Origin of the sequence: Streptomyces sp. Inha503 (assembly GCF_047215865.1) — a bacterium.
Classification (GTDB): domain Bacteria; phylum Actinomycetota; class Actinomycetes; order Streptomycetales; family Streptomycetaceae; genus Streptomyces; species Streptomyces lycopersici.
Genome location: NZ_CP178360.1, coordinates 9076682 through 9098304, shown reverse-complemented (window position 1 = coordinate 9098304; position 21623 = coordinate 9076682). Strand labels below are relative to the sequence as shown.

The 21623-nt window shown below is 73.2% G+C and carries 20 protein-coding genes; 13 read left to right on the top strand and 7 right to left on the bottom strand.

The features are described from left to right. Position 1: 1 nt before the first annotated feature. Both ACJX2R_RS38560 and ACJX2R_RS38555 read right to left on the bottom strand, forming a co-directional pair. Entirely contained in the window at positions 2 to 1183 is a 1182-nt protein-coding gene (locus ACJX2R_RS38560; RefSeq protein ID WP_413103854.1) for a sugar ABC transporter substrate-binding protein, read from the bottom strand. Next, entirely contained in the window at positions 1180 to 3753 is a 2574-nt protein-coding gene (locus ACJX2R_RS38555; RefSeq protein ID WP_413103853.1) for a SpoIIE family protein phosphatase, read from the bottom strand. Before ACJX2R_RS38555 ends, ACJX2R_RS38560 begins: the two co-directional genes overlap by 4 nt. Before the next feature lie 319 nt (positions 3754 to 4072). Here ACJX2R_RS38555 and ACJX2R_RS38550 point away from each other — a divergent pair, with 319 nt between their 5' ends. The 4 genes from ACJX2R_RS38550 (at position 4073) to ACJX2R_RS38535 (ending at position 6794) form a co-directional block, all read left to right on the top strand. Beyond that, on the top strand, positions 4073 to 4567 hold the full coding sequence (locus ACJX2R_RS38550) for a GNAT family N-acetyltransferase (protein ID WP_413103852.1): 495 nt from the start codon (positions 4073 to 4075) through the stop codon (positions 4565 to 4567). Positions 4568 to 4704: 137 nt separating this feature from the next. Further along, a complete protein-coding gene (locus tag ACJX2R_RS38545; RefSeq protein WP_413103851.1) occupies positions 4705 to 5409 on the top strand; it encodes a cinnamyl alcohol dehydrogenase in 705 nt (234 codons plus the stop codon). A 12-nt stretch (positions 5410 to 5421) separates the two neighbouring features. Continuing rightward, positions 5422 to 6030 (top strand): hypothetical protein, encoded by a 609-nt coding sequence (locus ACJX2R_RS38540; protein ID WP_413103850.1) that lies wholly within the window; start codon positions 5422 to 5424, stop codon positions 6028 to 6030. Beyond that, positions 6027 to 6794 (top strand): fibronectin type III domain-containing protein, encoded by a 768-nt coding sequence (locus ACJX2R_RS38535; protein WP_413103849.1) that lies wholly within the window; start codon positions 6027 to 6029, stop codon positions 6792 to 6794. Before ACJX2R_RS38540 ends, ACJX2R_RS38535 begins: the two co-directional genes overlap by 4 nt. An 11-nt stretch (positions 6795 to 6805) precedes the next feature. Here the strand turns inward: ACJX2R_RS38535 and ACJX2R_RS38530 are convergent, their stop codons facing one another. Then, positions 6806 to 7615: a TetR/AcrR family transcriptional regulator gene (locus ACJX2R_RS38530; RefSeq protein WP_413103848.1), complete on the bottom strand. Its 810-nt coding sequence runs from the start codon at positions 7613 to 7615 to the stop codon at positions 6806 to 6808. A 131-nt stretch (positions 7616 to 7746) separates the two neighbouring features. On the opposite strand from ACJX2R_RS38530, the gene ACJX2R_RS38525 reads away from it, so the two are divergent. Then, complete coding sequence (locus ACJX2R_RS38525) at positions 7747 to 8943, top strand: FAD-dependent oxidoreductase (RefSeq protein ID WP_413103847.1); 1197 nt, start codon at positions 7747 to 7749, stop codon at positions 8941 to 8943. After that, positions 8940 to 9878 (top strand): alpha/beta fold hydrolase, encoded by a 939-nt coding sequence (locus ACJX2R_RS38520; RefSeq protein WP_413103846.1) that lies wholly within the window; start codon positions 8940 to 8942, stop codon positions 9876 to 9878. The genes ACJX2R_RS38525 and ACJX2R_RS38520 overlap by 4 nt, the downstream gene beginning before the upstream one ends. Before the next feature lie 34 nt (positions 9879 to 9912). On the opposite strand, the gene ACJX2R_RS38515 is transcribed toward ACJX2R_RS38520, so the two are convergent. The 3 genes from ACJX2R_RS38515 to ACJX2R_RS38505 form a co-directional block, all read right to left on the bottom strand. Continuing rightward, a complete protein-coding gene (locus tag ACJX2R_RS38515) occupies positions 9913 to 10938 on the bottom strand; it encodes a dipeptidase (protein ID WP_413103845.1) in 1026 nt (341 codons plus the stop codon). A 930-nt stretch (positions 10939 to 11868) separates the two neighbouring features. After that, positions 11869 to 12858, bottom strand: a complete 990-nt coding sequence (locus ACJX2R_RS38510; protein WP_413103844.1) for an EamA family transporter — start codon at positions 12856 to 12858, stop codon at positions 11869 to 11871. Next, on the bottom strand, positions 12851 to 13438 hold the full coding sequence (locus ACJX2R_RS38505) for a MarR family winged helix-turn-helix transcriptional regulator (RefSeq protein ID WP_413103843.1): 588 nt from the start codon (positions 13436 to 13438) through the stop codon (positions 12851 to 12853). The genes ACJX2R_RS38510 and ACJX2R_RS38505 overlap by 8 nt, the downstream gene beginning before the upstream one ends. Before the next feature lie 90 nt (positions 13439 to 13528). Between ACJX2R_RS38505 and ACJX2R_RS38500 the strand changes: the two genes are divergently transcribed. Both ACJX2R_RS38500 and ACJX2R_RS38495 read left to right on the top strand, forming a co-directional pair. Further along, positions 13529 to 14311: an MBL fold metallo-hydrolase gene (locus tag ACJX2R_RS38500; protein ID WP_413103842.1), complete on the top strand. Its 783-nt coding sequence runs from the start codon at positions 13529 to 13531 to the stop codon at positions 14309 to 14311. Continuing rightward, positions 14311 to 14973: a DedA family protein gene (locus tag ACJX2R_RS38495; RefSeq protein WP_413103841.1), complete on the top strand. Its 663-nt coding sequence runs from the start codon at positions 14311 to 14313 to the stop codon at positions 14971 to 14973. Before ACJX2R_RS38500 ends, ACJX2R_RS38495 begins: the two co-directional genes overlap by 1 nt. Before the next feature lie 413 nt (positions 14974 to 15386). Here ACJX2R_RS38495 and ACJX2R_RS38490 read toward each other — a convergent pair whose 3' ends face one another. Then, positions 15387 to 17030 (bottom strand): FAD-dependent oxidoreductase, encoded by a 1644-nt coding sequence (locus ACJX2R_RS38490; RefSeq protein WP_413103840.1) that lies wholly within the window; start codon positions 17028 to 17030, stop codon positions 15387 to 15389. Positions 17031 to 17195: 165 nt separating this feature from the next. Between ACJX2R_RS38490 and ACJX2R_RS38485 the strand changes: the two genes are divergently transcribed. The 5 genes from ACJX2R_RS38485 (at position 17196) to ACJX2R_RS38465 (ending at position 21622) form a co-directional block, all read left to right on the top strand. Beyond that, positions 17196 to 18374 (top strand): SchA/CurD-like domain-containing protein, encoded by a 1179-nt coding sequence (locus ACJX2R_RS38485; protein ID WP_413103839.1) that lies wholly within the window; start codon positions 17196 to 17198, stop codon positions 18372 to 18374. 71 nt (positions 18375 to 18445) lie between these two features. Then, positions 18446 to 18853, top strand: coding sequence for a cupin domain-containing protein (locus ACJX2R_RS38480; RefSeq protein ID WP_256653729.1), 408 nt, complete (start codon positions 18446 to 18448; stop codon positions 18851 to 18853). Further along, entirely contained in the window at positions 18850 to 20118 is a 1269-nt protein-coding gene (locus ACJX2R_RS38475; RefSeq protein ID WP_262705507.1) for a beta-ketoacyl-[acyl-carrier-protein] synthase family protein, read from the top strand. The genes ACJX2R_RS38480 and ACJX2R_RS38475 overlap by 4 nt, the downstream gene beginning before the upstream one ends. Further along, positions 20115 to 21365 carry a ketosynthase chain-length factor gene (locus ACJX2R_RS38470; protein ID WP_413103838.1) on the top strand — a complete coding sequence of 417 codons (1251 nt, stop codon included), beginning with the start codon at positions 20115 to 20117 and terminating at the stop codon, positions 21363 to 21365. Before ACJX2R_RS38475 ends, ACJX2R_RS38470 begins: the two co-directional genes overlap by 4 nt. Continuing rightward, on the top strand, positions 21365 to 21622 hold the full coding sequence (locus tag ACJX2R_RS38465) for an acyl carrier protein (protein WP_413103837.1): 258 nt from the start codon (positions 21365 to 21367) through the stop codon (positions 21620 to 21622). Before ACJX2R_RS38470 ends, ACJX2R_RS38465 begins: the two co-directional genes overlap by 1 nt. The last annotated feature ends 1 nt before the right edge of the window (position 21623 follow it).

Here is a 21623-nt window from a genome sequence, read left to right as displayed (position 1 = left end):
TTCATTCCGCGTGGTGCGGTGCGCCGTCCCGGTCGATGAGCCCGGCCTTGCGGCAGTCATCCGCGTACTTCTTGGTGCATATCTGATCGACGCGATACAGACCGTCCTTGATGACGGTGCTCTTGATGTTGTGCACGGTCACGGCCACCGGCTCGAGCAGCACCGCGGGGATGCCACGGGTGGTGGAGTTGTTGACCCGCTGCGTCGCGATCCCGTTGAGCGATCTGCCGTGTCCCACCGCGATGGCCATCTCCGCGGCGGTGTACGCCTCGGGCTTGAACGGCTTGTAGACGGTCATGTACTGGTCGCCCGTGAGGATCCGCTGAATGCCCGCGACCTCGGCGTCCTGGCCGGTGACCGGGGGGATCGGATGGATCCGGGCCGCCTTGAGGGCGGTGATGACACCCGAGGCCAGACCGTCGTTGGCGGCGAGTACGCCGTCGATGCCGTAGGGGCCCAGGGCGGCGATGGCGGCGGACATGTTGCGGTTGGCGTTCTCCGGGCGCCAGCCGACGGTCTCGTAGGACTTGGCGATCTTGACCTTGCCCTGGAGGACGGACCGCGCGCCCCGTTCGAACCAGCCCGCGTTGGGGTCGGTCGACGAGCCGTTCATCATGACGATCTGGCTGCTCCTGGCCTTCGGGCCGAGTGCCCTCAGCAGCGCCTCGCCCTGGAGCCTGCCGACGCTTCCGCCGTCGAAGGAGACATAGCCGGAGATGGGCCCCTCCGCGATGCGGTCATAGGCGATGACCGGCACATGGGCCCGGTGGGCCTGGACCACGGAGTGACGGACGGCCTTGGTGTCCACCGCGTCCAGGATGAGTACGTCGATCCCGTTGGTGATCATGGCTTCGATCTGGAAGCGCTGGGCGGCCGGATCGTGCTGGGCGCTGGAGTAGCTCACCGTGCAGCGCGGGCACAGCTCCTTGACCCGCTGCTGGATCAGGGGCCGGTCGAAGCGCTCGAAACGGACGATCTCGTTCTCCGGGAGCAGCAGGCCGATCCGCAGCGGCCCGTGGTGGCGGGTCCCGGCCACGCTCATCGTCTGGCCGAGCTGGGCCGCCTTGCCGCAGGCGGCGAGGGACACGGCCAGGATGAGGCCCACCGTGACGGCGACGGCCGCACGGAGGCGGTCGCGCGTACGGGGACGGATCACCGCCGAGTGCGTACGGGAACGGATCATCGCCTCGCCCTCCTCCTTCTCGGCCCCCTCCTCCCCGTGGCCCCCTCGTTCCCCTCGTCCCCCTCCGTCCGTTCCTCAGGCCCCGCACCGGTCGGGCCCTCCGGGAGCTCCGCCGGGGGCGAGGGCCCTTCCGGGGGCCCGTCCCCGGGCTCCTCCCGGGGCTCCTCCCGCGGAGTCGACAAGCTGATCTCGCCCCAGACCTGCTTGCCCCCGCTCAGCGGCACCGAGCCCCAGGTCTGCGACATCGCCTCGATCAGCAGCAGCCCCCGCCCGCCGGTGGCCTCCCAGTCCACGGTCGTCGGTTTGACGGGGGTACGCGGCGAGAGGTCGTTCACCGCGATCCGCAGCCGGTCCGCGGTCAGCGTCAGATTCAGCCGGACCTCGCCGCGGGTGTGCACCAGCGCGTTGGTGACCAGTTCGGAGGTGACCAGCAGGGCCACGTCCAGCTCGGCCTCCAGCCCCCAGTTGCGCAGGGTGCGCGCGGTGAACCGGCGGGCGTGCATCACCGCGTCGGGCAGGCGCCACACCGTCCAGCTCGCCCGGGTGGGCCGCACCCGCATCCCGTCGTAGCGCAGCAACAGCAGCGCCACGTCGTCGTCCCGGCGGCTGTCCCCGCCGAGCAGCGCGTCCGCGACCCCGCCGGGGTCGGCCGGGTCGGCGCGGGCCAGCGCTTGGCGCGCCCGGCGCACTCCGTCTTCCAGGTCGAGCCGGGCGGACTCGACCAGACCATCCGTGACCAACGCGATCAGAGTGCCGGAGGACAGCCCGGCCGCGGTCATCGGGAACTCGGCGTCCGCGACCACGCCCAGCGGCGGGCCGCCCTCGACGTCGAGCTCCTCGGTGGTGCCGTCCGGGTGGCGCAGCAGCGGCTGGATGTGTCCGGCCCGGACGAACCACGCCTCGCCCTCCTCCATGTCGAGGTCGGCGTAGCAGCAGGTCGCGAAGAGGTCGGTCTCCATGCCGACGAGGAGGCGGTTGGCGTGCGCCACGACCACGTCGGGCGGGTGGCCCTCGACCGCGTAGGCCCGGATGGCGGTGCGCATCTGGCCCATGATCGTGGCGGCCGCGGCGCTGTGGCCCTGCACATCCCCGATGACCAGCGCCACATGACAGTCCGGCAGCGGGATGACGTCGTACCAGTCGCCGCCCACCTCCAGGCCCATCGTGGCGGGCAGATAGCGGGTGACGGCCACCCCGCCGGGCAGTTCCGGCAGCTTCCGGGGCAGCAGGCTGCGCTGGAGCATGGTGGCCAGCTCGTGCTCGGCGTCCAGGGCGTGGGCGCGCACCAGGGCCTGGCCCACCAGACCGGCGGTCGCGGTCAGCAGCGAGCGCTCCTCCGGGCCGAACTCATGCCGCTCCTCCCAGCCGATCAGGCATACGCCGACGATCCGGCCGTCCGCCGGGAGCGGAAGGACGGCGAGGCCGCCGGGGCCGATACCGGCGAGCCCGGGTTCCAGATCGGCGCCCTCGGGCCAGAGGCTGACCTGTCCCTCCCGCAGCGCCTCCGCCAGCGTGGGCAGCGCATGGCTGGGCGGCTCGGGCCATTCGGAGCGCCAGGCCGCCCGCCACACCTCGGGCCAGGCGCCGGGTTCGGCGGGGGCGAGGACGCCGACCACCAGCTGATCGGCCTGGAGCTCGGCGACCGCGAGCCGGCCCGCCCCCAGCGGATCGCGCAGCGCGCCGACCACGGCCCGGCCCACGTCGCGGACGGTGGTGGCCCCGGCCAGGGCGGCGGACAGCCGCTGCACCAGGGACACCTCGTCGGCGGTGGGCCGCAGGTACGAGGTCTCCGCGATCACGCCGAGCATGCGCCGGGGCGTGCCGTCCGCCCCCGTCTCGACCCGGGCCCGCAGGCCCAGCCAGCGCAGCTCCCCGTTGGGCCGGCGGATCCGGAACTCCAGCTGTGCGGTGCCGGAGGTCAGCAGGTCGGGCTCCAGGACCGACATCAGGGCGGGGATGTCGTCCGGGACGGCGACCGCCAGCAGGGTCTCCACCCGTCCGTCGAAGTCCTCGCCGGGGATGCCGAAGAGGTCGAGCACCTGGGTGTCGGCGGTCATCCGCCCGCTGTCGAGGTGCAGCACGAACGAGCCGACCCGCAGCCGGTCCAGGGTGAGGCCGGGCAGTTCGGGCCTCCGCTGGGTGAGCGCCCGCGGCCCGGCCGCCTCGACTCCGGCGGCCACGTGGTGGGCGTAGAGCTCGATGAAGCCGCGGCGGTCGGCGTCGATCCCGTCGGGTGCCTCGTCCACCACCACCAGACAGCCCAGCCCCCTGCCGTTCCCGCCGAGCGGCAGCGCCCCCAGCGAGACGCCGGGCGTGGTGCGGGCCTCGGGCGTGGTGGGCCCGATGGGGCCGTAGGCGGCGAGTTCGGTGGGGGTCAGCCACAGGGGGCGCCCGGCGCGGAAGGCGTCGGCGACGGGCGAGCGCCCGGACAGGGGGTAGCGGGCCGGCAGCGCGTACGACCGTCCGGCGCCGCGCACCGTCTCGGCCAACCGCAGCTCGGCGCCCGCCGCGTCCAGCACATAGACAGCCACCAACGCGGTCCCCGTGAACGTCAGCACATGCCCGGTCACAGCACGCCTGCACCGCCTCCGTGCGTGGACCGCCGGTCTCGTGGGCGTACCCGGGCCCTTGATCGGCCTCCGCGCGGCGACCGGTCACGACCACCGGCGGGGCCTTCGCTGCCGCGCCCCCTCGAAAGGGATGGCGCCTCACCTCAAAGCATGGCACAGCGGGCTGAACCCGGCCATCTCCTCTCGGGGGCGACGCTGCTCGGCCGTACTGGGTGTCCGGCGGGCCACGCGGCGGAGCCGCACATTGATGCTTTCCCCTCCCCACCCCTTGCCCGGGCCCGGGGACTGGGCGGCCCGGCGGTGCGGGAGACTGGGCGGCATGGTGCGGCTGCGAGTGGTCACGACGGACGACTGGCCGCTGTGGCGGGACGTCCGCCGGACCGCGCTGGCCGAGGCGCCGCACGCCTTCAAGTCCCGGCTCGCCGACTGGCACCGCGGCGGCGAGGAGCGGTGGCGCGCCCGGCTGGAGATCCCGGGCGCCTACCACGTCGTGGCCCTGCTGAACGGCCGCGCGGTCGGGATGGCGGGCGGCATGCCCGGGGACGGGGACGGGCGGCCGCCGGAGCTGAGGTCGGTCTGGGTCAGCCCCGAGGCGCGCGGCCACGGCGTCGGCGGCCGGCTGATCGGAGCGGTCGAGGCTTGGGCCCTGCGGGCGGGCGCCACGGCGCTGCGGCTGGCGGTGATCCCGGACAACGCACCGGCGATCGCCCTCTACGAGCGGCATGGTTTCGCCGCCACCCGGGAGCCGGGGGATCTGCTGTCCGACGGCGTGACCAGGGAGCTGGTCATGGTGAAGGCGCTGCGGCGGAGTTGACCCGGCCCACCACGCCCGTCACCACAATCGTGAATTCCGTTCATTGATATGGACACGCCATCGACTCTGCCTTACCTTGACTCTTGGTCTAGACCATGATCCAACACGGGAACGGAACAGACCGGAGGTGGGTTGGTATGCCCGCATTACGCATCAGACGCTCCCCCCGCGCCAGGGCCGCCCTGGCCGTTGCCGCGCTCCTCGGAGTCCTGTCGGCGGGGGTCGCGTCCGGGGGAACGGCCACGGCGAAGGAGGCCGCGGCGTCACCGACCGATGGATGGACGCAAACGTCGTTCACATACTCGATGCACAAGCCGTGGAACCTCGACCTGAGCGAGCGCTACAGCTACGACTCGAGCACGAAGACCCACACCATGTGGGTCAACTCCACCGATGAGCCGTTCGAAGAGGGCAGCGGCACCGATCCGCGCACCGAAATGCGGTGGAAGCAGGAGTACACCTCGGGACAGCGCATGTGGGACGCCGATGTGTATGTGCCGTCCGGGACCAACGGCGCGGACATCATGCAGATCCTGCGGGTCAAGCACCCCAGCGGAACCCCGGCCACCGACATCATGTTCCGGGTGTCCAGCGAGAACGGGGGGACGCTCAAGCGCTATACGGACACGGTCATCAAGTCCGGTATCTACAACAAGTGGTGGAACCTGAAGGTCGCCCACAACGCGAGCACCGGAAAGATCCAGGTCTACGCCGACGACAAGCTCGTGCTGACGGTCGACGACCGGGGACCGGCGACCCGCCACTTCAAGAACGGCGTCTACCACCACGGCAGCGGCCGGGCCGAGGCGCGGTTCCGCAACATCCACTATTGGGTCAAGTAGAGGGGTGGGACCGTGCCCAGGAAACACCGTGTGATCGCCGGGCTGTCCGCCGCATGCGGACTGCTGCTGGCGGCGTCGGGCGTCGCGCACGCCGAGGTCGAACCGGGCGGCTGGTCGTCCGAGTCCCCGGGGTTCAAGGTCCAGGAGCGGGGGTGCGGACAGGTCGACAACCTCACCTTCGAGCTCACCTGCTCCACCGCGAGCGGGGACCAGCGGGCCGAGCGGCGCTATGACACCTACACCGGCGGGACCCACCAGTTCGAGGGCTACTTCCGGGTCACCAGCATGGGCGGCACCCGGATCAGCCTGAAGCAGACGTTCAACGACACCGACGGGGACGCCGGCCCGTACTTCATGCTCGCGGTCGAGCGCGGCGGGCGGCTGTACGCCGTACACGGCGGGGACACCCTGTCCAACGCGGGGACGGTCGGTGCCACGGTGCGCGTCAACACGGTGCACCAGGTGGGCAAGGAGCACCGTACGTACATCAACGGCTCGCTCAAGCACACCGTGGACAGCCCCGGCGGCAGCTTCTACGACAAGTTCGGGGCGTACCGCACCAGCAGCGGCAACGGCCCGGCCACCGTGGTGTGGAGCAATGTGAAGTTCTGGCGCAAGTGAACGGCTCGGTACGCGCCCTGGCGGCGGCGGTTCTCGTCGCCGCCGGGCTTTCCGGAATCAGCGGGTGCGCGGCGTCCACGGAAGCGCCGGAAGCCCCGGATGCCTCCCGGGAGGCCCGGACCGGGACCGTGCTCAGCGTCACCCGGGTCTCCCCCGTGGACGCCGAGCTGAGCTGGCACGGGAAGGCGCCGGGCGCCGCGGGGCGGATCGTGGAGTTCGCGACCGAGCCCGGCGGACCCTGGACGATCCTCACCTACGCCCCGCTCGGCCAGGCCACCTACCGGCACCCGGATCTGATCCCGAAGACCCACTTCTACTACCGGGTGCGGCCGTACTACGGACCCGCGTCCCGGCCGGTCGACGTCGCCCTGCCCAAGGGGGCGTTCACCAAGGCGGAGCAGCGCCAGGAGCACACTTGGGCGCCGCCGCGCACCATCCGGCGGGCCGGGGTGCGCACCGGCCCCGTCCGGCGGCCGTCGGCGACCCCGACCGAGCTGCGCGCGACCGTCATGCACGCCAACGGCATCCGGTTCACCTGGACCGACCACGCCGAGGGCGAGCGGGGCTACCTGCTGGAGGACCGGCCCCGGGGCGGCGGCTCCTTCCGCCCCGTCGCCGTGCTCGACCCGGACATCAACTCCTTCGGGCTGATCACCCTGCCGAACGAGAAGCGGGCCTCCTACCGGGTCCGTCCCTTCATCTACGGCGAGCGGTCCAACATCGCCCGGATGACCACTGGTGAGCGGCCCGCCGGGCGCGGCTGAGCGCCACGGCCTCAGTCCCGGGTGCTCGGGGTGCCCTGGGTGCTCTCGGTGCCCCGGGCGCTCCGAGCGCTCCGGGCGCTCCGAGTGCCCCCGGTGCCCCCGGTGCCCACCGGGGACGGGGCGGGTGCCTCCGGCAGCGGGGTGTGCCAGGCCCCGGCGATGAGGACGTCGAAGCCCCAGGCCAGCCGGTCCTGGGGGGAGCCGGACAGCAGCCGTGTGCCGAGCGCGGCGATATGCGGATGGGTCCGCGGTGAGACGTCCCGCACCACCGTGGCGAGCGCCTGCCAGTCCGCCTCGCTCTGCGGGGTGTCGCCGGGGGCCCGGTGGGCGTGCTCGGCCGCGGTCGCGGTGGCGAACTGGAGCAGCAGATCGAGCAGCCAGGCGGCCCGGTCGGGCTCGAGGCCACCCTCGTCCAGCAGCGCCAGCAGCGCCTCCACCAGCTTCAGATAGTGCTTGCCGAAGGGGCGCGCCACCAGGGCGGACTGGGCGAGACCGGGGTACTCGAACAGCACCGAGGTGTACGAGGTGAGGATCCGCACCAGCCGGTCGCGCCACTCTCCGTCCGCCTTCACCGGGGTCAGGTCGACGGCGCCGAGGAGCTCGTCCAGGACGGCCGCGTGCAGCTCGGCCATGTTGCGGACGTAGACGTAGAGCGACGCCGGCCCGGTGTCCAGCTCCTTGGCCAGGCGGCGCATCGTCACCCGCTCCAGGCCCTCGGCACGCATGAGGTCGACCGTGGTGGCGATGATGCCTTCCCTGGTGAGGGCCGGTTTCGCCGGACGTTCCCGGCGGCTCCGCGGGGCGGTGGGGTGCGCTGTCATGGCGCCATCGTACCGGTCGACGAACGCGTTCGTCACGAACGTGTTTGCCACGAACGCGTTCGTCGTCCTACGCTCCTCCCATCCACGGCGCACCCGCGCCGAGCCGGGAGGCCCGGGAGGCATCCATCGCCATGTCCACACAACGCGGTCAACGCGGCCAAGGCGGCCAACGCCGTAGACGCCGTATCGCCATCGTCGGAGCGGGGCCGGGAGGGCTGACGCTGGCGCGCGTCCTGCACGTCCACGGCATCCCCTCGACCGTCTACGAGCTGGACGCGTCGGCGACCGCACGCGACCAGGGCGGCACGCTGGACCTAGACGAGGAGTCCGGCCAGCGGGCGCTGCTGCACGCCGGGCTGCTCGAGGAGTTCCGGCCGCTGAGCCGCCCCGAGGGCGGGGAGCTGCGCCTACTCGGCAAGGACGCCGACATCGGCTTCCACATCCCCCCGCCGCGGGACGGTGACGGCAACGCCCGTCCCGAGATCGATCGCAGGGTGCTCAAGGAGCTGCTGCTGGGATCGCTGCCGGAGGGGACCGTCCGCTGGGGCCAGAAGGTGCGGGCGGTCGCCCTCGGCGCGGCGGGGCCCACGCTCACCCTGGCCGACGGCACGACCGTCGCGGCGGATGTGCTGGTCGGCGCGGACGGGGCGTGGTCCAGGGTCCGGCCCCTGCTGTCCGAGGCCGATCCGGTCTACACGGGGGTGTCATTCGTCGACGGCCTCCTGAACGACGTGGACACCCGGCACCCGGCCGTCGCCGAACTCGTGGGCCGTGGCTCGATGTTCGCCCTGGCGGACGAGAAGGGGCTGTTCGCCCAGCGCAACGGCGGCGGCCGGATCCGCGTCTACATCGCGGTCAAGGCGCCGGAGGAGTGGAGCCGTTCGGGCCTCATCGACCCGGCGGACCCGGCGGCGACCAGGAAGCGGCTGCTGGACCTCTTCCCCGACTGGGACGAGGGGCTGCGCGCGCTGATCGCCGACGGCGACGGCCCGCTCGTCCCCCGGCCCATCCACGCCCTGCCCACCGGACACCGCTGGGACCGGGTGCCCGGCGTCACGCTCCTGGGCGACGCCGCCCATCTGATGTCCCCCTTCGCCGGGGCGGGCGCCAACCTCGCCATGCTCGACGGCGCGGAACTCGCCCTCGCCCTGGCCGTCCACGACGACCTGGAGACGGCTCTGCACGCCTACGAGACAGCCATGTTCCCGCGCGCCGAGGCGGCGGCCACGCAATCGGCCGACCACCTCGTCGACTTCTTCCGGCCGGACGCGCTGCGGATCCTGCGGGACGCCTTCACCACGATGACCGCCGGAGGTGCGGACCGATGACCACGTCCACCGAACTGACAGGACCCACCGGGTCCACCGGGTCCACCGGGTCCACCGGGTCCACCAGGTCCACCAGCTTCACCGTCGAGCCCTACCCCGGTCTGCCCCTGACGGTGCGGGACGTGGGCGCGGGCCGCCCGGTCCTCGTCCTGCACGGGGGCGCCGGACCGGCCAGCGTGAGCGGAGTGGTGGACCACTTCGCCGCCACCTCCCGGGTGCTGGCGCCGACCCACCCGGGCTGGGAGGACACCCCGCGGCCCGAGTGGTTCGCGGGCGTGGACGACCTCGTCGAGACGTATCTGGATCTGCTGGACGACCGCGATCTGCGCGATGTCCTGGTCCTCGGCAGCTCCTTCGGCGGCTGGATCGCCGCGGAGATGGCCGTGCGCGACCGTGGCCGCCGCATCGACGGGCTGGTCGTCATGGGTGCGTTCGGGCCGCGGCTCGAGGGGCACGAGGTGCGGTTCCCCACGGCCCCGCCCGGCCCGCCGCCCGCTGAGAACTCCGGGCACGGTCAGGGCCCCGGGCGCGGTGAGGACCCCGGGCGCGGTCAGGGTTCCGGGCCCGCCCAGGGCTCCGGGTCAGCCCAGGGCCCCGGGCCCGGGGAAGGCGCCGGGTCAGCCCAGGGCTCCGGCGCACCGGCGCCGCGCCGGGGGCCCTCGCCCGCGGCGCTCCAGGCGCTGGCCGCCTACGCCGGGCCGACGAAGTCCGACCCGAAGCTGCTGCACCGGCTCGCCCGGGTGACGGTGCCCGCCCTCGCGGTGTGGGGCGAGAACGACACCGTCGTGCCGCCCGACTACGGCCGCGCGTACGCCGCCGCCATCCCCGGGGCGCGCTTCGAGCTGATCCCGGGGGCGGGCCACCTCCCCACCCGGGAGGCCCCGGAGGCCACGTTCGCCGCGATCGACGCGTTCCTGGCCGCTGCCGGGCGATAGGCGTCGCGTATCAGCTGGGGCGCCCCAGCTCCTTTCAGTTGGGGCGTCCCAGCTCCTTGCGGAAGAGCTCCAGCACATTGCCGCCGAGGATCTTCTCGATGTCCGCCTCCGGAAGGCCCCTTCGGACCAGCGCCTCGGTCACCAGAGGCAGTCCGCGGGGGCCTTCGAGACCGGGGACCACCAGCCGGGCGTACTCGACGTCCTCGCAGCAGGGCGGGGTCGTGTCCGCGCTGACCTCCTTGATGAAGTCCGGCCCCAGACCCACATGGCCGACGCCGATCACCTCGGCGATATGGACGATGTGATCGGCCAGCCGGTCCACCGTACGGTCGGCCGGGGCGGTGGCCAGGAACTCGCCGAGGAAGTTGACGCACACCGTGCCACCGGTGGCCGCGATCCCGCGCAGTTGCTCGTCGGTGAGGTTGCGGTGGTGGTCCAGCAGGGCGCGGGCGGAGGAGTGGGTGGCCATCACGGGACGGGTGGCCAGCTCCAGCACATGGGCCACCCCGGAGGCGCCGAGATGGGAGACATCGAAGAGGATGCCCAGGCGCTCCATCTCCTCCAGTGCCCGGACCCCGGCCTCGGTGAGGCGGCTTCCGGTGGCGTCCTCACCGCTGCCGTCGGCCAGGGCGGTACGGCCCCAGTGGGCGAGCGAGGCGATGCGCACCCCGAGGCGGTGGAGGGTCGGGAGGAGCTCGACGTTGGCGTCCAGCCCGGGGGCGCTTTCCAGGGCCAGCACCAGGGCGATCCGGCCGTCGGCGAGCGCGGCGTCGATGTCGTCGCCGTCCAGGCACAGCCGTACCTCGTCGGCGTTGCCCTCGGCGAGGGTGTGGGCGCACTCGATCATCCGCAACGTCTCGCGCAGTGCGCCCTCGGGGCGGAACTGGTCGTCGATGAAGACCGGGAGCACCTGGAGGTCCACCCCGCCCTCGCGCAGCTGCGGCAGCCAGCGCTCCCGGAAGTAACCCGCCCAGCGGTGCGGCGGACGGGCGGTGACGGCGATCAGCAGATCGTTGTGGGCATCGGCGACGACGGCGCGCCGATGGAGTTCACGGCTCATACGGACGACGGTGGCCTTTCGTGTGACCGGGGATTGCGGGGGCCGGGGTCGGCGGCGGTCATGGTGGCGTACGGGCCGCCCGCCGGTCCACGGATTTTCGCGCGGCGGGGAGGGATCGTCCGGTCGTGCGGACTGCGCGGGCTGGTCGTGGACGAGCTGCGGCTCTTTCCCCTCCCCGCCCCTTCCCGAAACTGGGACTCCGCCCCAGCCCCCAGACTCGGGGCTCCGCCCCTGGCCCCCGGGGCTGGGGCGGAGCGCCGGGTTCGGGGGTTAAGGCGGAGCCCCACCACGCGACGGAGCCACAGGCGAAACCCCGGCCCACGGACAGGGGCGGAACGCCAGCTTCGAGGGCTGGGCAGAGCGCCCGGTTCGGGGGCTGGGGCGGAGCCCCACCACGCGGCGGAACCGCATATCGATGCCTCGGCAAGGGGCGAAACCCCGGCCCACGGACAGGGGCGGAACGCCCAGTTCGGGGACTCGGCCGCAGCGCCCGGTTCGGGGTCTCGGGCGGAGCCCCAGGTCCGCGGCCCGAGGCAGAGCCCACCACGCGACGGAGCCACATATCGATGCCTCAGGAAGGGGGCGAAGCCCCGGCCCGCGGACAGGGGCGGAACGCCCAGTTCGGGGACTCGGCCGCAGCGCCCGGTTCGGGGTCTCGGGCGGAGCCCCAGGTCCACGGCCCGAGGCAGAGCCCACCACGCGACGGAACCGCATACCGATGCCTCAGGAAGAGGCGAAACCCCGGCCCGCGGGCTGGGGCGGAGGCCCGCCTTTCAGCCCCTCCGGCGATTGAGGAGCGGGGGCTGGGGCGGAGCGCCACCACGCGGCGGAGCCGCATATCGATGCTTCGGGAAGGGGCGGGGAGGGGAGCAGCCCGCCGCAGGCGTCACGGTCCGCCGGGCATCCTCTGAGACCACGTGCGGCACACCCTCAGTTGAGGGCGATCAGCCCGATCGCCAGCCCCGCGCCGAGCAGCCCGACGGCCTGGGGCCGGGTGATCCGCTCCCGCAAGAACGTCAGCGCGAGCAGCACCGGCACCGCCGGATAGAGCGCGGACAGCACCACGGCGACGGACAGCAACTCCTGCCGGGTGGCGAGCAGATAGAGGATCGTCGCCAAGGTGCCGAGCGCGCCCGCCACCGCCGCCACCGCCGCCGCCCGGCGGGGCAGCCGCAAGGAGGCGCCGGTCGCGGGGAGCAGCGCCAGGATGACGGCCACCGACACGGCCCGGCTGACCACCACCGGCCACCATCCGGCCGAGGCCGGTATCCGGGCGAGCGCGAAGAAGTGCAGCGCCAGGCCCACTCCGGCGACCAGCGCCAGGACGACGGCCGGGCGCAGCCGGTCGGCGCCCGGTCCGTGCCCCGGTCCGTGCCCCGGTCGGTCCTCCGGCGCATGCCCTGGCCCGGGCCCCGGCCGCGCCTCGTACGGCACACGCGGCCCGCGTGGCTCATGCGGTCCGCGTGGCTCACGCGCCCCGTGCGCCCCGCGCGGGCCGCACGGCCCGCTTGGCTCGCCGCGCGAGACCAGCCACAGCGCGGGCAGCCCCAGCGCGATCCCGGTGAGCGCCGGTGGCGAGGGCCGGTCGCCGAGGAGGGCGATCCCCGCCAGCACCGGCAGTCCCACCGCCGTGACATCGCTGACCGGCACCACGACGCTCATCGGCCCCTGGTTCATCGACCAGTAGAGGCACGCCACGCCCACCCCGGTACCGAGGCCCGAGAGCGCGCCCCAGCCCAGGGCCGACGGCGGGGCGTCGGCGCCCTGCGTGAGCAGCACCGGGACCAGGCTGACCACCGTGCCGCCCGCCTGGGCACAGGCCGCGACCGTCACTCCGTGCCGGTCGCGGGAGACCAGGCCGCTCAGGAAGTGGGTGGTGCCGAAGCAGAGCGCCGAGGCGACGGCCAGCAGCTCACCCATGGTCCGTACGGACCCCGTCCTCGGCCGCGTCCTCGGCCCCGTCCTCGGCGCCCGCACGGGCGGCCGCCCGGTCCGCGGCCCCGACCGGGCACTCCACGCCGTCCGGGGTACAGGCGGTCCGGTCGCACAGCCGGCACATCCGGTCGGCCGAGCCACTGCCCTGGTAGAGCCCGTCGAGCAGCTTCGCCAGCAGTGCGCCGAGGTCGCGGACCTCCGTCTCGCCGAGGCCGTCCAGCACCCCGGTGAGCTGGGAGGTCCGCGAGGTCAGCAGCCGGTCCGCGGTCCGCCGGCCCTTGGCGGTGGGGTGGACCCCGGTCCAGTTGCCGATTCCGCGCCGCCGCTCGACCAGGGCGTCCCGCTCCAGCCCGTCGACCATGCGCACCGCCGCGGACTGGGTGAGCCCCACCCGGCGGCCGAGTTCGGTCACGCTCACGCCGGGGTCGGCGCGGAGCACGATCAGCGCGGCGGCCGCGCTCATGCTCAGACGGGACGCGGCGGCCGGGGCGCCGAGCAGATCGTCCGTGATCGCCAGCGCCGTGGCCCCCAGCAGATTCGCTACGCGTTCCCTCTCATCATGCATGAGTCATGCATACCCAGCGGAGCTGATTCCATGCGCCACCCGGCGGGGTGAGAGGATCGGGGCGGGACGGCCCGAGGGAGGAGGCGGGAGATGTCGGTGGAGATCACCTGGTGGGGGCATGCCACCGCGACCGTGCGGGACTCCGGTGTACGGGTGCTGACCGACCCCCTCTTCGTACGGCGGCTGGCCCATCTGCGGCGCCGCCGGGGAGCCGTGCCACCGGCCGCCGCCGCGGTGGCGGACGTCGCGCTGGTCTCGCATCTGCACGCCGACCATCTGCACCTCGGCTCGCTGGCCAAGCTGCTGCCCGGCACCCGGCTGGTGGTGCCGCGCGGGGCCGGGCGGGCGGTGCCCGGGCTGCGACGGGTGGTCGCGGCGCGGGGGCTGCGGGTGACCGAGATGGCGCCGGGGGACGTGTGCGTGGTCGGCGAGGTGCGCGTCCGGGCGGTACCGGCCGCGCACGACGGGCGGCGGCTGCCGTACGGGCCGAGCCGGGTGCCCGCGCTGGGGTACGTACTGAGCGGCGAGTCGACCACGTACTTCGCGGGCGACACCGGGCTGTTCGACCGGATGGCGGAGACGGTGGGCGCCTGCGATGTGGCGCTGCTTCCGGTGGGCGGCTGGGGACCGTACCTCGGCCCCGGCCATCTCGACGCGGGCCGCGCGGCACAGGCGCTGGCGCGGCTGGGGGCGCGCTGCGCGGTGCCGGTGCACTACGGGACGTACTGGCCGATCGGGATGGACGCGATCCGTCCGCATGAATTCCACGCCCCGGGCGACGACTTCGTGCGCCACGCCGGGCGGCTGGCCCCCGACGCGGTGGTGCACCGGCTGGTGCACGGGGAGTGCGTACGGCTGGAGCCCGCCAGGTGATGGGGGATCTGGCGGATCTGGCGGGTCTGGCGCGGAGCGTGCCATCCGAGTCGACGCAGCAGGCGGTGGGGTACCCCTCGCTGTACCTGCTGGTGGTGTTCGGGTCGCTGGTGCCGGTGGTACCCACCGGGGCGGTGGTCTCCTCGGCCGCGGTGGTCGCCATCCACCAGACCGCTCCCCCGCTGTCGCTGCTGGTGGTCTTCGGAGTGGCCTCGCTGGCGGCCTTCTCCGGGGACGTGATGCTGTACTGGCTCGGGCGGCGCGGGGTGCGCTCGAAGAACGGCTCGCGGTGGCTGGAACGGATCCACGACCACGCGGCGCCGGAACGGCTGGACCAGGCACAGGCGCGGCTGGACGAGCACGGGGTGGCGGTTCTGGTGCTGTCCCGGCTGATCCCGGCGGGGCGGATACCGGTGATGCTGGCCTGCCTGCTGGCGCGGTGGCCGCTGCGGAGGTTCGCCCGGGGCGCGGGGCCTGCGGCGCTGGCCTGGGCGGTGACGTATCAGCTGATCGGGATCCTGGGTGGCTCGCTCTTCCCCGAGCCGTGGGAGGGTGTGGCGGCGGCCGTGGTCCTGACGGTCGTGATCAGCACGGCTCCGGCGCTGTGGCGCCGCGTGCGCCGCCGAACCGCCCGCGACGCCCGGAGCGAGGCCGCGGGCTGACGCCCCCTCCGCCCCGGGCCGGGCCCGCCGCCCGGCCCACTCCGCCAGCACCCCTGCCACACCGTCCCACCCGGCGCACCCGTCCTGCCCAACGCACCCGGCGCACCCGCCCCGCCCAGCGCGCCTTCCGCGGCGGGGTGCGCCGCCGCCCGCCCTCGGGGCTTTCCCCTCCCCGCCCCTTCCCGATACCAGGGGCTCCGCCCCTGGACCCCGGGGCCCGGGGCGGAGCCTGCCACGCGGCGGAGCCGCGTATCGACGCTAGGGGAAGGGGCGAAGCCCGGTTCGGGGCACAGCCCCGGCCCGGGGCTCCGGGCACAGCCCCGGCGGGGTTCGGAGCGGAGCCCCGGCGGGGTCCAGGGGCGGAGCCCCTGGTATCGGGAAGGGGCGGGGTGGGGTGGGGCTCGCCAGCGGAGTCAGCCGTCCAGTCGCAGAACCTCTCGCAGCGCACGCGCCATCGCGGCCTCCGGGTCGGGGACCGAGCGTTCCGCCCGCCAGGCGACGAAGCCGTCGGGGCGGACCAGGACCGCTCCGTCGGGGGCGGTGCCGTGGAGTTCGGCCCAGTCCGTGCCCGGTTCGGGGGCGAGTTCGTGGTCCGGGCCTTCGCCCACCCGGTAGCAGTCCAGGGGGACGCCGAGGGCGTCGGCGGTGCGGCGGCCGGCCTCGTGCCAGGCGGCGCCGCCCGGCCCGGTGAGCAGTACACAGGTGCGCTCGTACAGATCGAGGGTGGACAGCCGCACCCCGCAGCGGTGCACCCACATATGGGGTGCGCGGCTGCCGGGCTCGGCCGAGACCGTGAAGTGGTCGGGCACCGCGGGGGCGGCGGGGTCGGCGCCCGCGACCGCGCCCCGCACATAGCGGTAGCCCATGGCGACGGCCATGACATTGGACCGCGGGCCCTGGGCCTCGGTGGCCGGTGCCGAGTAGCCGGGGTGGCTGTGTTCGGCCGAGCGGGCGGCGGCGCGGGCGCTGGTGGCCTGGGCGACCGGCCGCCGTTCCATGCCGTAGGTCTCCAGCAGCGCGGGGCCCGCCCAGCCGCCCATGACGGCGGCGAGCTTCCACGCCAGGTTGTGGGCGTCCTGGATACCGGTGTTGGATCCGAAGGCGCCGGTGGGCGACATCTCGTGGGCGGAGTCCCCGGCGAGGAAGACCCGGCCGTCGGAGTAGTGGTCCGCCACCCGCTCGGCCGCGTGCCAGGGGGCCTTTCCGGTGACCTCGACCTCCAGGTCGGGCATGCCGACGGCGGTGCGGATGTGCTGGGCGCAGCGCTCGTCGGTGAACGCCTCCAGCGGTTCGCCGCGCTCGGGGTGCCAGGGGGCGTGGAAGACCCAGCTCTCCTGGTTGTCGACGGGCAGCAGCGCCCCGTCGGCCTCGGGGTTGGTGAGGTAGCACGCGATGAAGTGGCGGTCCCCGACCGCGTCCGCGAGCCGCTTGGCGCGGAAGGTGATGGACACGTTGTGGAACAGCTCACCCCGTCCGCTCTGCCCGATGCCGAGCGCCTCGCGCACCGGGCTGCGGGGCCCGTCGGCGGCGATGAGGTAGTCGGCGCGGACCGTGGAGCGCCGCTCGGACCTGCGGTCCAGGAGGGTGGCGGTGACGCCGTCCGCGTCCTGCTCGAAGGAGATCAGCTCGGTGGAGAACCGCAGTTCGCCACCGAGCCCCTGGGCCGCGTTCAGCAGCACCGGCTCCAGGTCGTTCTGGCTGCACAGGCACCATCCGGCGGGGCTGATCCGGGCGGCCTTGCCATCGGGGTCCAGCTCCCGGAAGAGCCAGTCGCCCTCCGTACCGGTGAGGGACGGAGTCTGGAGGATTCCGTGGTTGTCGGCCAGGACGGACGCGGCCTCGCGGATCGCGGGCTCCACTCCGGCGGTGCGGAAGAGTTCCATCGTCCGGATGTTGTTCCCCCGTCCGCGCGGGTGGTGCGAGGTGCGCGGGTGTTTCTCGACCAGCAGATGACCGATCCCCAGTCGGCCCAGGAACAGTGAGGCGGACAGGCCCACCAGGGAGCCACCCGCGATGAGGACGGGCACACGCTCAGCATTGTCGGCAAGACGGTTCATTTTGCTGCTATGCCCGGTGTTTCCGGGCCGCTCCGGGGCGCTGACCAGGCGTTCGCTCAGATGGCTCACATATCTCGCGCCATTGGTGGGAGCGCTCCACGATCGTCTAACGGGCGGGTGTCCTCGATGCCCGGAAGGACGCGTCCGCGAAATAAGGAGTGGAATATGAGCACCCTGTCCGACGTTCCGGAGACCACGGTGGACCAATCGCCGACGACCGTGGAATCCGCTCTCACCGACACCAGATTGCGCGTCGTATTGCTGGTGCAGGTCAACAGCGGTGCCGAGCAGCGCTTTTTGCGTGCCTACGATCAACTGTCCCAGCAGGTGGCCGCGGTACCCGGGCACATCAGCGACCAGCTGTGCCAGTCGATCGAGAATCCCTCGCAGTGGCTGATCACCAGCGAATGGGAAAGCGCCCCTCCGTTCCTCGCCTGGGTGGACTCCCCCGCGCACCGGGAGATGGTCAAGCCCTTTCACGGCTGTGTGGAGGACACCCGCTCACTGCGGTTCAGCATCCTGCGGGAGACCCTGACCGCCGGGTCCGCGCCGGTCGATGTCACCACCCGGGGCGTCGACGCCGCGCTGCGGGTCGGTGACGGGCTGGTCCGGCAGGCGCTCACCTTCACCGTGCAGCCCGGCAGCGAGGACGCCGTCGCCAAGATCCTTGCCGATTACGCCTCGCCCCAGGCCCGGGTCGACGAGACCACCCGGCTCTCCCGCACCTCGGTGTTCATGAGCGGCAACCGGGTGGTGCGGGCCGTGGAGGTCAAGGGCGATCTGACCGCGGCGCTGCGCTTCGTGGCCCGGCAGCCGGAGATCAGGGCCGCCGAGGAGGCCCTCAATCCGTATCTGGAGGAGGACCGCAACCTCGACGACCCCAGCTCGGCACGGGAGTTCTTCGCCCGCGCCTCGCTGCCGGTGGTCCACCACATGACGGCCGGCGGGCCGCGCCCCGCCCAGGGCGTCCACCGGCACGCCCTGCTCTACCCGGTCAAGACCGGCTGCGGCCCGGCGGTGGCCAGTCTGCTGGCCCGGCAGGACGAGCTCGCGGTGAACAAGGAGATGGCCGCCGAGCAGTCCGCCAAGACCCTGCTGAGCAGCACCATCTTCCAGCGTGACGACATCGTGGTGCGGCTGGTGGACCTGGCCGTGCCGCTGGACCGGAACCCCGCCATGGCGGCCGGTGTGAGCGGCCGGCGGGCCGCCGCCGTACTGGGCCGCCTGCTGGACCTCGGGGCGGACGGGGCGGTGGTCGACCTGTCCATGGACGACGGGCAGCGCCGCTTCCTCGCCGACTGCGACATGACCCCGATCACCGACCGCAAGTCGGCGGACCGCTGACGACGCCTCTCCCCCTCGCACCTTTCCACCCCGTGGCGCGGACCGCGCAACGCTACCTGGAGGAACTCATCATGACCACGCAGTCCCCTCTCGTCGTCGACCTCGCCGCGGTCGCCCCCAACCGCCGGCGCGGTGGCGATGTGCGCGCCATGCTCACACCGCCTCTGGTGGGCGCCACGAGCGGTTTCATGGGGATGGCCATCGTGGGGCCCGGTGAACGGGTCGCCGAGCACTACCACCCGTACTCCGAGGAGTTCGTGTACGTCGTCAGCGGCGACCTGGAGGTGGACCTGGACGGCGAGGCACATCCGCTCCACCCCGACCAGGCGATCCTGATCCCCATCAACATGCGGCACCGGTTCCGCAATGTGGGGAGCACCGAGGCCCGGATGGTCTTCCACCTCGGGCCCCTGGCGCCGCGCCCCGAGCTCGGTCACGTGGACACGGAGGCCGCCGAACCCGCCGAGGCGACGTCGTGACCCGACGGGTGGTGGTCACCGGGCTCGGTGTCGTCGCCCCCGGGGGTGTGGGCGTCCCGGCGTTCTGGGACATGCTCACCGCGGGCCGTACGGCCACCCGGAACATCACGCTCTTCGACGCGGAGCGGTTCCGCTCCCGGATCGCCGCCGAATGCGACTTCGACCCGCTGGCCCACGGTCTGAGCTTCGAGCAGATCGAACGCTCCGACCGCTATGTGCAGTTCGCGCTGGTGGCGGCCCAGGAGGCGGTACGGGACTCCGGTCTCGACCTCCAGGCGCTCAACCCCTGGCGGATAGGGGTTTCGCTGGGCAGCGCCGTCGCCGCGTCCACCCGGCTGGAGCAGGACTACGTCAAGGTGAGCGACGCCGGTGAGCACTGGGACGTGGACCACCGCAAGGCGGGCCCGCACCTTCAGCACGCTTTCTCGCCGAGCGCGCTGTCCTCCGGGGTGGCGGAACTGACCGGCGCTCAGGGCCCGGTGCAGTCCGTCTCCACCGGCTGCACCTCCGGTCTGGACGCGATCGGATACGCCTTCCAGGCCATCGAGGAGCGGCGGGCCGATGTGTGCGTCGCCGGGGCCGCGGACTCGCCGATCACCCCGCTGACCGTGGCCTGCTTCGACTCGATCAAGGCCACCTCGGCGAACAACGACAACGCGGCCACCGCGTCCCGGCCGTTCGACGCCCACCGGGACGGCTTCGTCCTCGGCGAGGGCGCCGCCGTGCTGGTCCTGGAGGAGCTGGAGCACGCCCGGGCCCGAGGGGCGCGGGTCTACTGCGAGTTCCGGGGGTTCGCCACCTACGGCAACGCCTACCACATGACCGGTCTGACCCGTGAGGGTCTTGAGATGTCCGAGGCGATCGACCACGCGCTCGGCCACGCCCGCGTCAACAGCTCCGAGGTCGACTACGTCAACGCGCACGGCTCGGGCACCAAGCAGAACGACCGGCATGAGACGGCGGCCGTGAAGCGGTCCCTGGGCGAGCACGCGTACAAGACCCCCATGAGCTCGATCAAGTCCATGGTGGGCCATTCCCTGGGGGCGATCGGCGCCATCGAGGTGGTCGCCTGCGCCATGGCCCTCGCCCATGGCGTGGTGCCGCCGACGGCCAACTACGAGACCCCCGACCCCGAATGCGACCTCGACTATGTCCCGCGCACCGCCCGCGCCCTCCCGCTGCGCAATGTGCTGTCGGTCGGCAGCGGCTTCGGCGGCTTCCAGTCCGCGGTGGTGCTGAGCCGGGCGGACGGGAGTGCGGCATGACATCGGCGAAGAACACCCGGAACCGGGGCGCGGCCGTCACGGGCCTCGGTGTGATCGCCCCGGGCGGAGTGGGCACCGACGCCTTCTGGAAGGCCACCCGGGAGGGGATCACCTGCCTGGACCGGATCTCCCGCGAGGGCAGTGAGCACTTCCCGGTCCGGATCGGCGGCCAGGTCCGCGGCTTCGATCCGGGCTCGATGATCGAGGAGCGGTTCCTCGTCCAGACCGACCGCTTCACCCACTTCGCGATGGCCTCGGCCGATCTCGCGCTGGACGACGCCAAGCTGCCGGTGGACGACATGTCGCCGTTCGCCGTGGGCGTGGTGACCGCCGCCGGTTCCGGGGGCGGTGAGTTCGGCCAGCGCGAGCTCCAGCAGCTGTACGGCAAGGGGCCGCGCTATGTGGGCCCGTACCAGTCCATCGCCTGGTTCTACGCGGCCAGCACCGGCCAGGTCTCCATCCGCGGCGGGTTCAAGGGCCCCTGCGGGGTGGTGGCGAACGACGAGGCCGGCGGTCTGGACGCGCTCGCGCACGCCCGCCGGTCCATCCGGCGGGGGGCGGACGCGGTGGTGGCGGGCGCCTCCGAGGCGTCGATGGCGCCGTACTCCATCGTCTGCATGCTCGGCTGGGACGAGGTCAGCCGGGCCCGCGACGCGGGCCGGGCCTATCTGCCGTTCACCGAGGACGCCTGCGGATTCGCGCCCGGGGAGGGCGGGGCGATGCTGGTCGTGGAGGAGGAGGGGGCCGCCCGGCGCCGCGGGGTGCGGATCCGGGGCTTCATCGCCGGCTACGGCTCGACCTTCACCGGGCCGTCCCGGTGGGAGCGGTCCCGGGAGGGGCTCGCCCAGGCCATCCGCGTGGCCCTGGAGGACGCGGAGTGCGCGCCGGAGGAGATCGACATGGTCTTCGCCGACGCGCTCGGGGTGCCCGAGGCCGACCGCGCCGAGGCGCTGGCGATCGCCGACGCCCTCGGGCCGCACGGCACCCGGGTCCCGGTGACCGCGCCGAAGACCGGCTTCGGCCGGGTGCACTGTGCGGCTCCCACGCTGGACGTGGCGGCCGCGCTGCTCTCCATGGAGCACCGCGTGGTGCCCCCGACCCCGTACGTCACCGACGTCTGCCATGACCTCGACCTCGTCACCCGCAGCTCCCGCCCCGCCGAGCCGCGGACGGCGCTGGTGCTCAGCCGAGGACTCATGGGTTGCAACGCGGCGCTCGTGCTCCGCGGACCGGAAGGAGATTACTGATGTCCAGTCAACTGTCCTACGGGGAGCTGGCCACGCTGATGAAGCGGTGCGCAGGGCTCACCGTCGACCCGGACATGATGCGGACCCGGCCGGACTCCACCTTCGAGGAGTACGGCCTGGACTCGCTCGGTCTGCTCGCCATCGTCGGCGAGCTGGAGAACCGGTACGGCACCCCGATCGAACCGGGGGCCGAGAGCTGCAAGACCCCCGGTGACTTCCTCGACGTCATCAACACCTCACTTACCCCAGGAGCATGAA

Bases quoted from the DNA above. Each gene is read 5' to 3' on its own strand.
- ACJX2R_RS38560 (WP_413103854.1), bottom strand. From the start codon at position 1,183: ATGATCCGTTCCCGTACGCACTCGGCGGTGATCCGTCCCCGTACGCGC.
- ACJX2R_RS38490 (WP_413103840.1), bottom strand. From the start codon at position 17,030: ATGAACCGTCTTGCCGACAATGCTGAGCGTGTGCCCGTCCTCATCGCG.
- ACJX2R_RS38525 (WP_413103847.1), top strand. From the start codon at position 7,747: ATGTCCACACAACGCGGTCAACGCGGCCAAGGCGGCCAACGCCGTAGA.
- ACJX2R_RS38480 (WP_256653729.1), top strand. From the start codon at position 18,446: ATGACCACGCAGTCCCCTCTCGTCGTCGACCTCGCCGCGGTCGCCCCC.
- ACJX2R_RS38500 (WP_413103842.1), top strand. From the start codon at position 13,529: ATGTCGGTGGAGATCACCTGGTGGGGGCATGCCACCGCGACCGTGCGG.
- ACJX2R_RS38495 (WP_413103841.1), top strand. From the start codon at position 14,311: ATGGGGGATCTGGCGGATCTGGCGGGTCTGGCGCGGAGCGTGCCATCC.
- ACJX2R_RS38530 (WP_413103848.1), bottom strand. From the start codon at position 7,615: ATGACAGCGCACCCCACCGCCCCGCGGAGCCGCCGGGAACGTCCGGCG.
- ACJX2R_RS38515 (WP_413103845.1), bottom strand. From the start codon at position 10,938: ATGAGCCGTGAACTCCATCGGCGCGCCGTCGTCGCCGATGCCCACAAC.
- ACJX2R_RS38545 (WP_413103851.1), top strand. From the start codon at position 4,705: ATGCCCGCATTACGCATCAGACGCTCCCCCCGCGCCAGGGCCGCCCTG.
- ACJX2R_RS38520 (WP_413103846.1), top strand. From the start codon at position 8,940: ATGACCACGTCCACCGAACTGACAGGACCCACCGGGTCCACCGGGTCC.
- ACJX2R_RS38485 (WP_413103839.1), top strand. From the start codon at position 17,196: ATGAGCACCCTGTCCGACGTTCCGGAGACCACGGTGGACCAATCGCCG.
- ACJX2R_RS38470 (WP_413103838.1), top strand. From the start codon at position 20,115: ATGACATCGGCGAAGAACACCCGGAACCGGGGCGCGGCCGTCACGGGC.
- ACJX2R_RS38465 (WP_413103837.1), top strand. From the start codon at position 21,365: ATGTCCAGTCAACTGTCCTACGGGGAGCTGGCCACGCTGATGAAGCGG.
- ACJX2R_RS38550 (WP_413103852.1), top strand. From the start codon at position 4,073: ATGGTGCGGCTGCGAGTGGTCACGACGGACGACTGGCCGCTGTGGCGG.
- ACJX2R_RS38505 (WP_413103843.1), bottom strand. From the start codon at position 13,438: ATGCATGATGAGAGGGAACGCGTAGCGAATCTGCTGGGGGCCACGGCG.
- ACJX2R_RS38510 (WP_413103844.1), bottom strand. From the start codon at position 12,858: ATGGGTGAGCTGCTGGCCGTCGCCTCGGCGCTCTGCTTCGGCACCACC.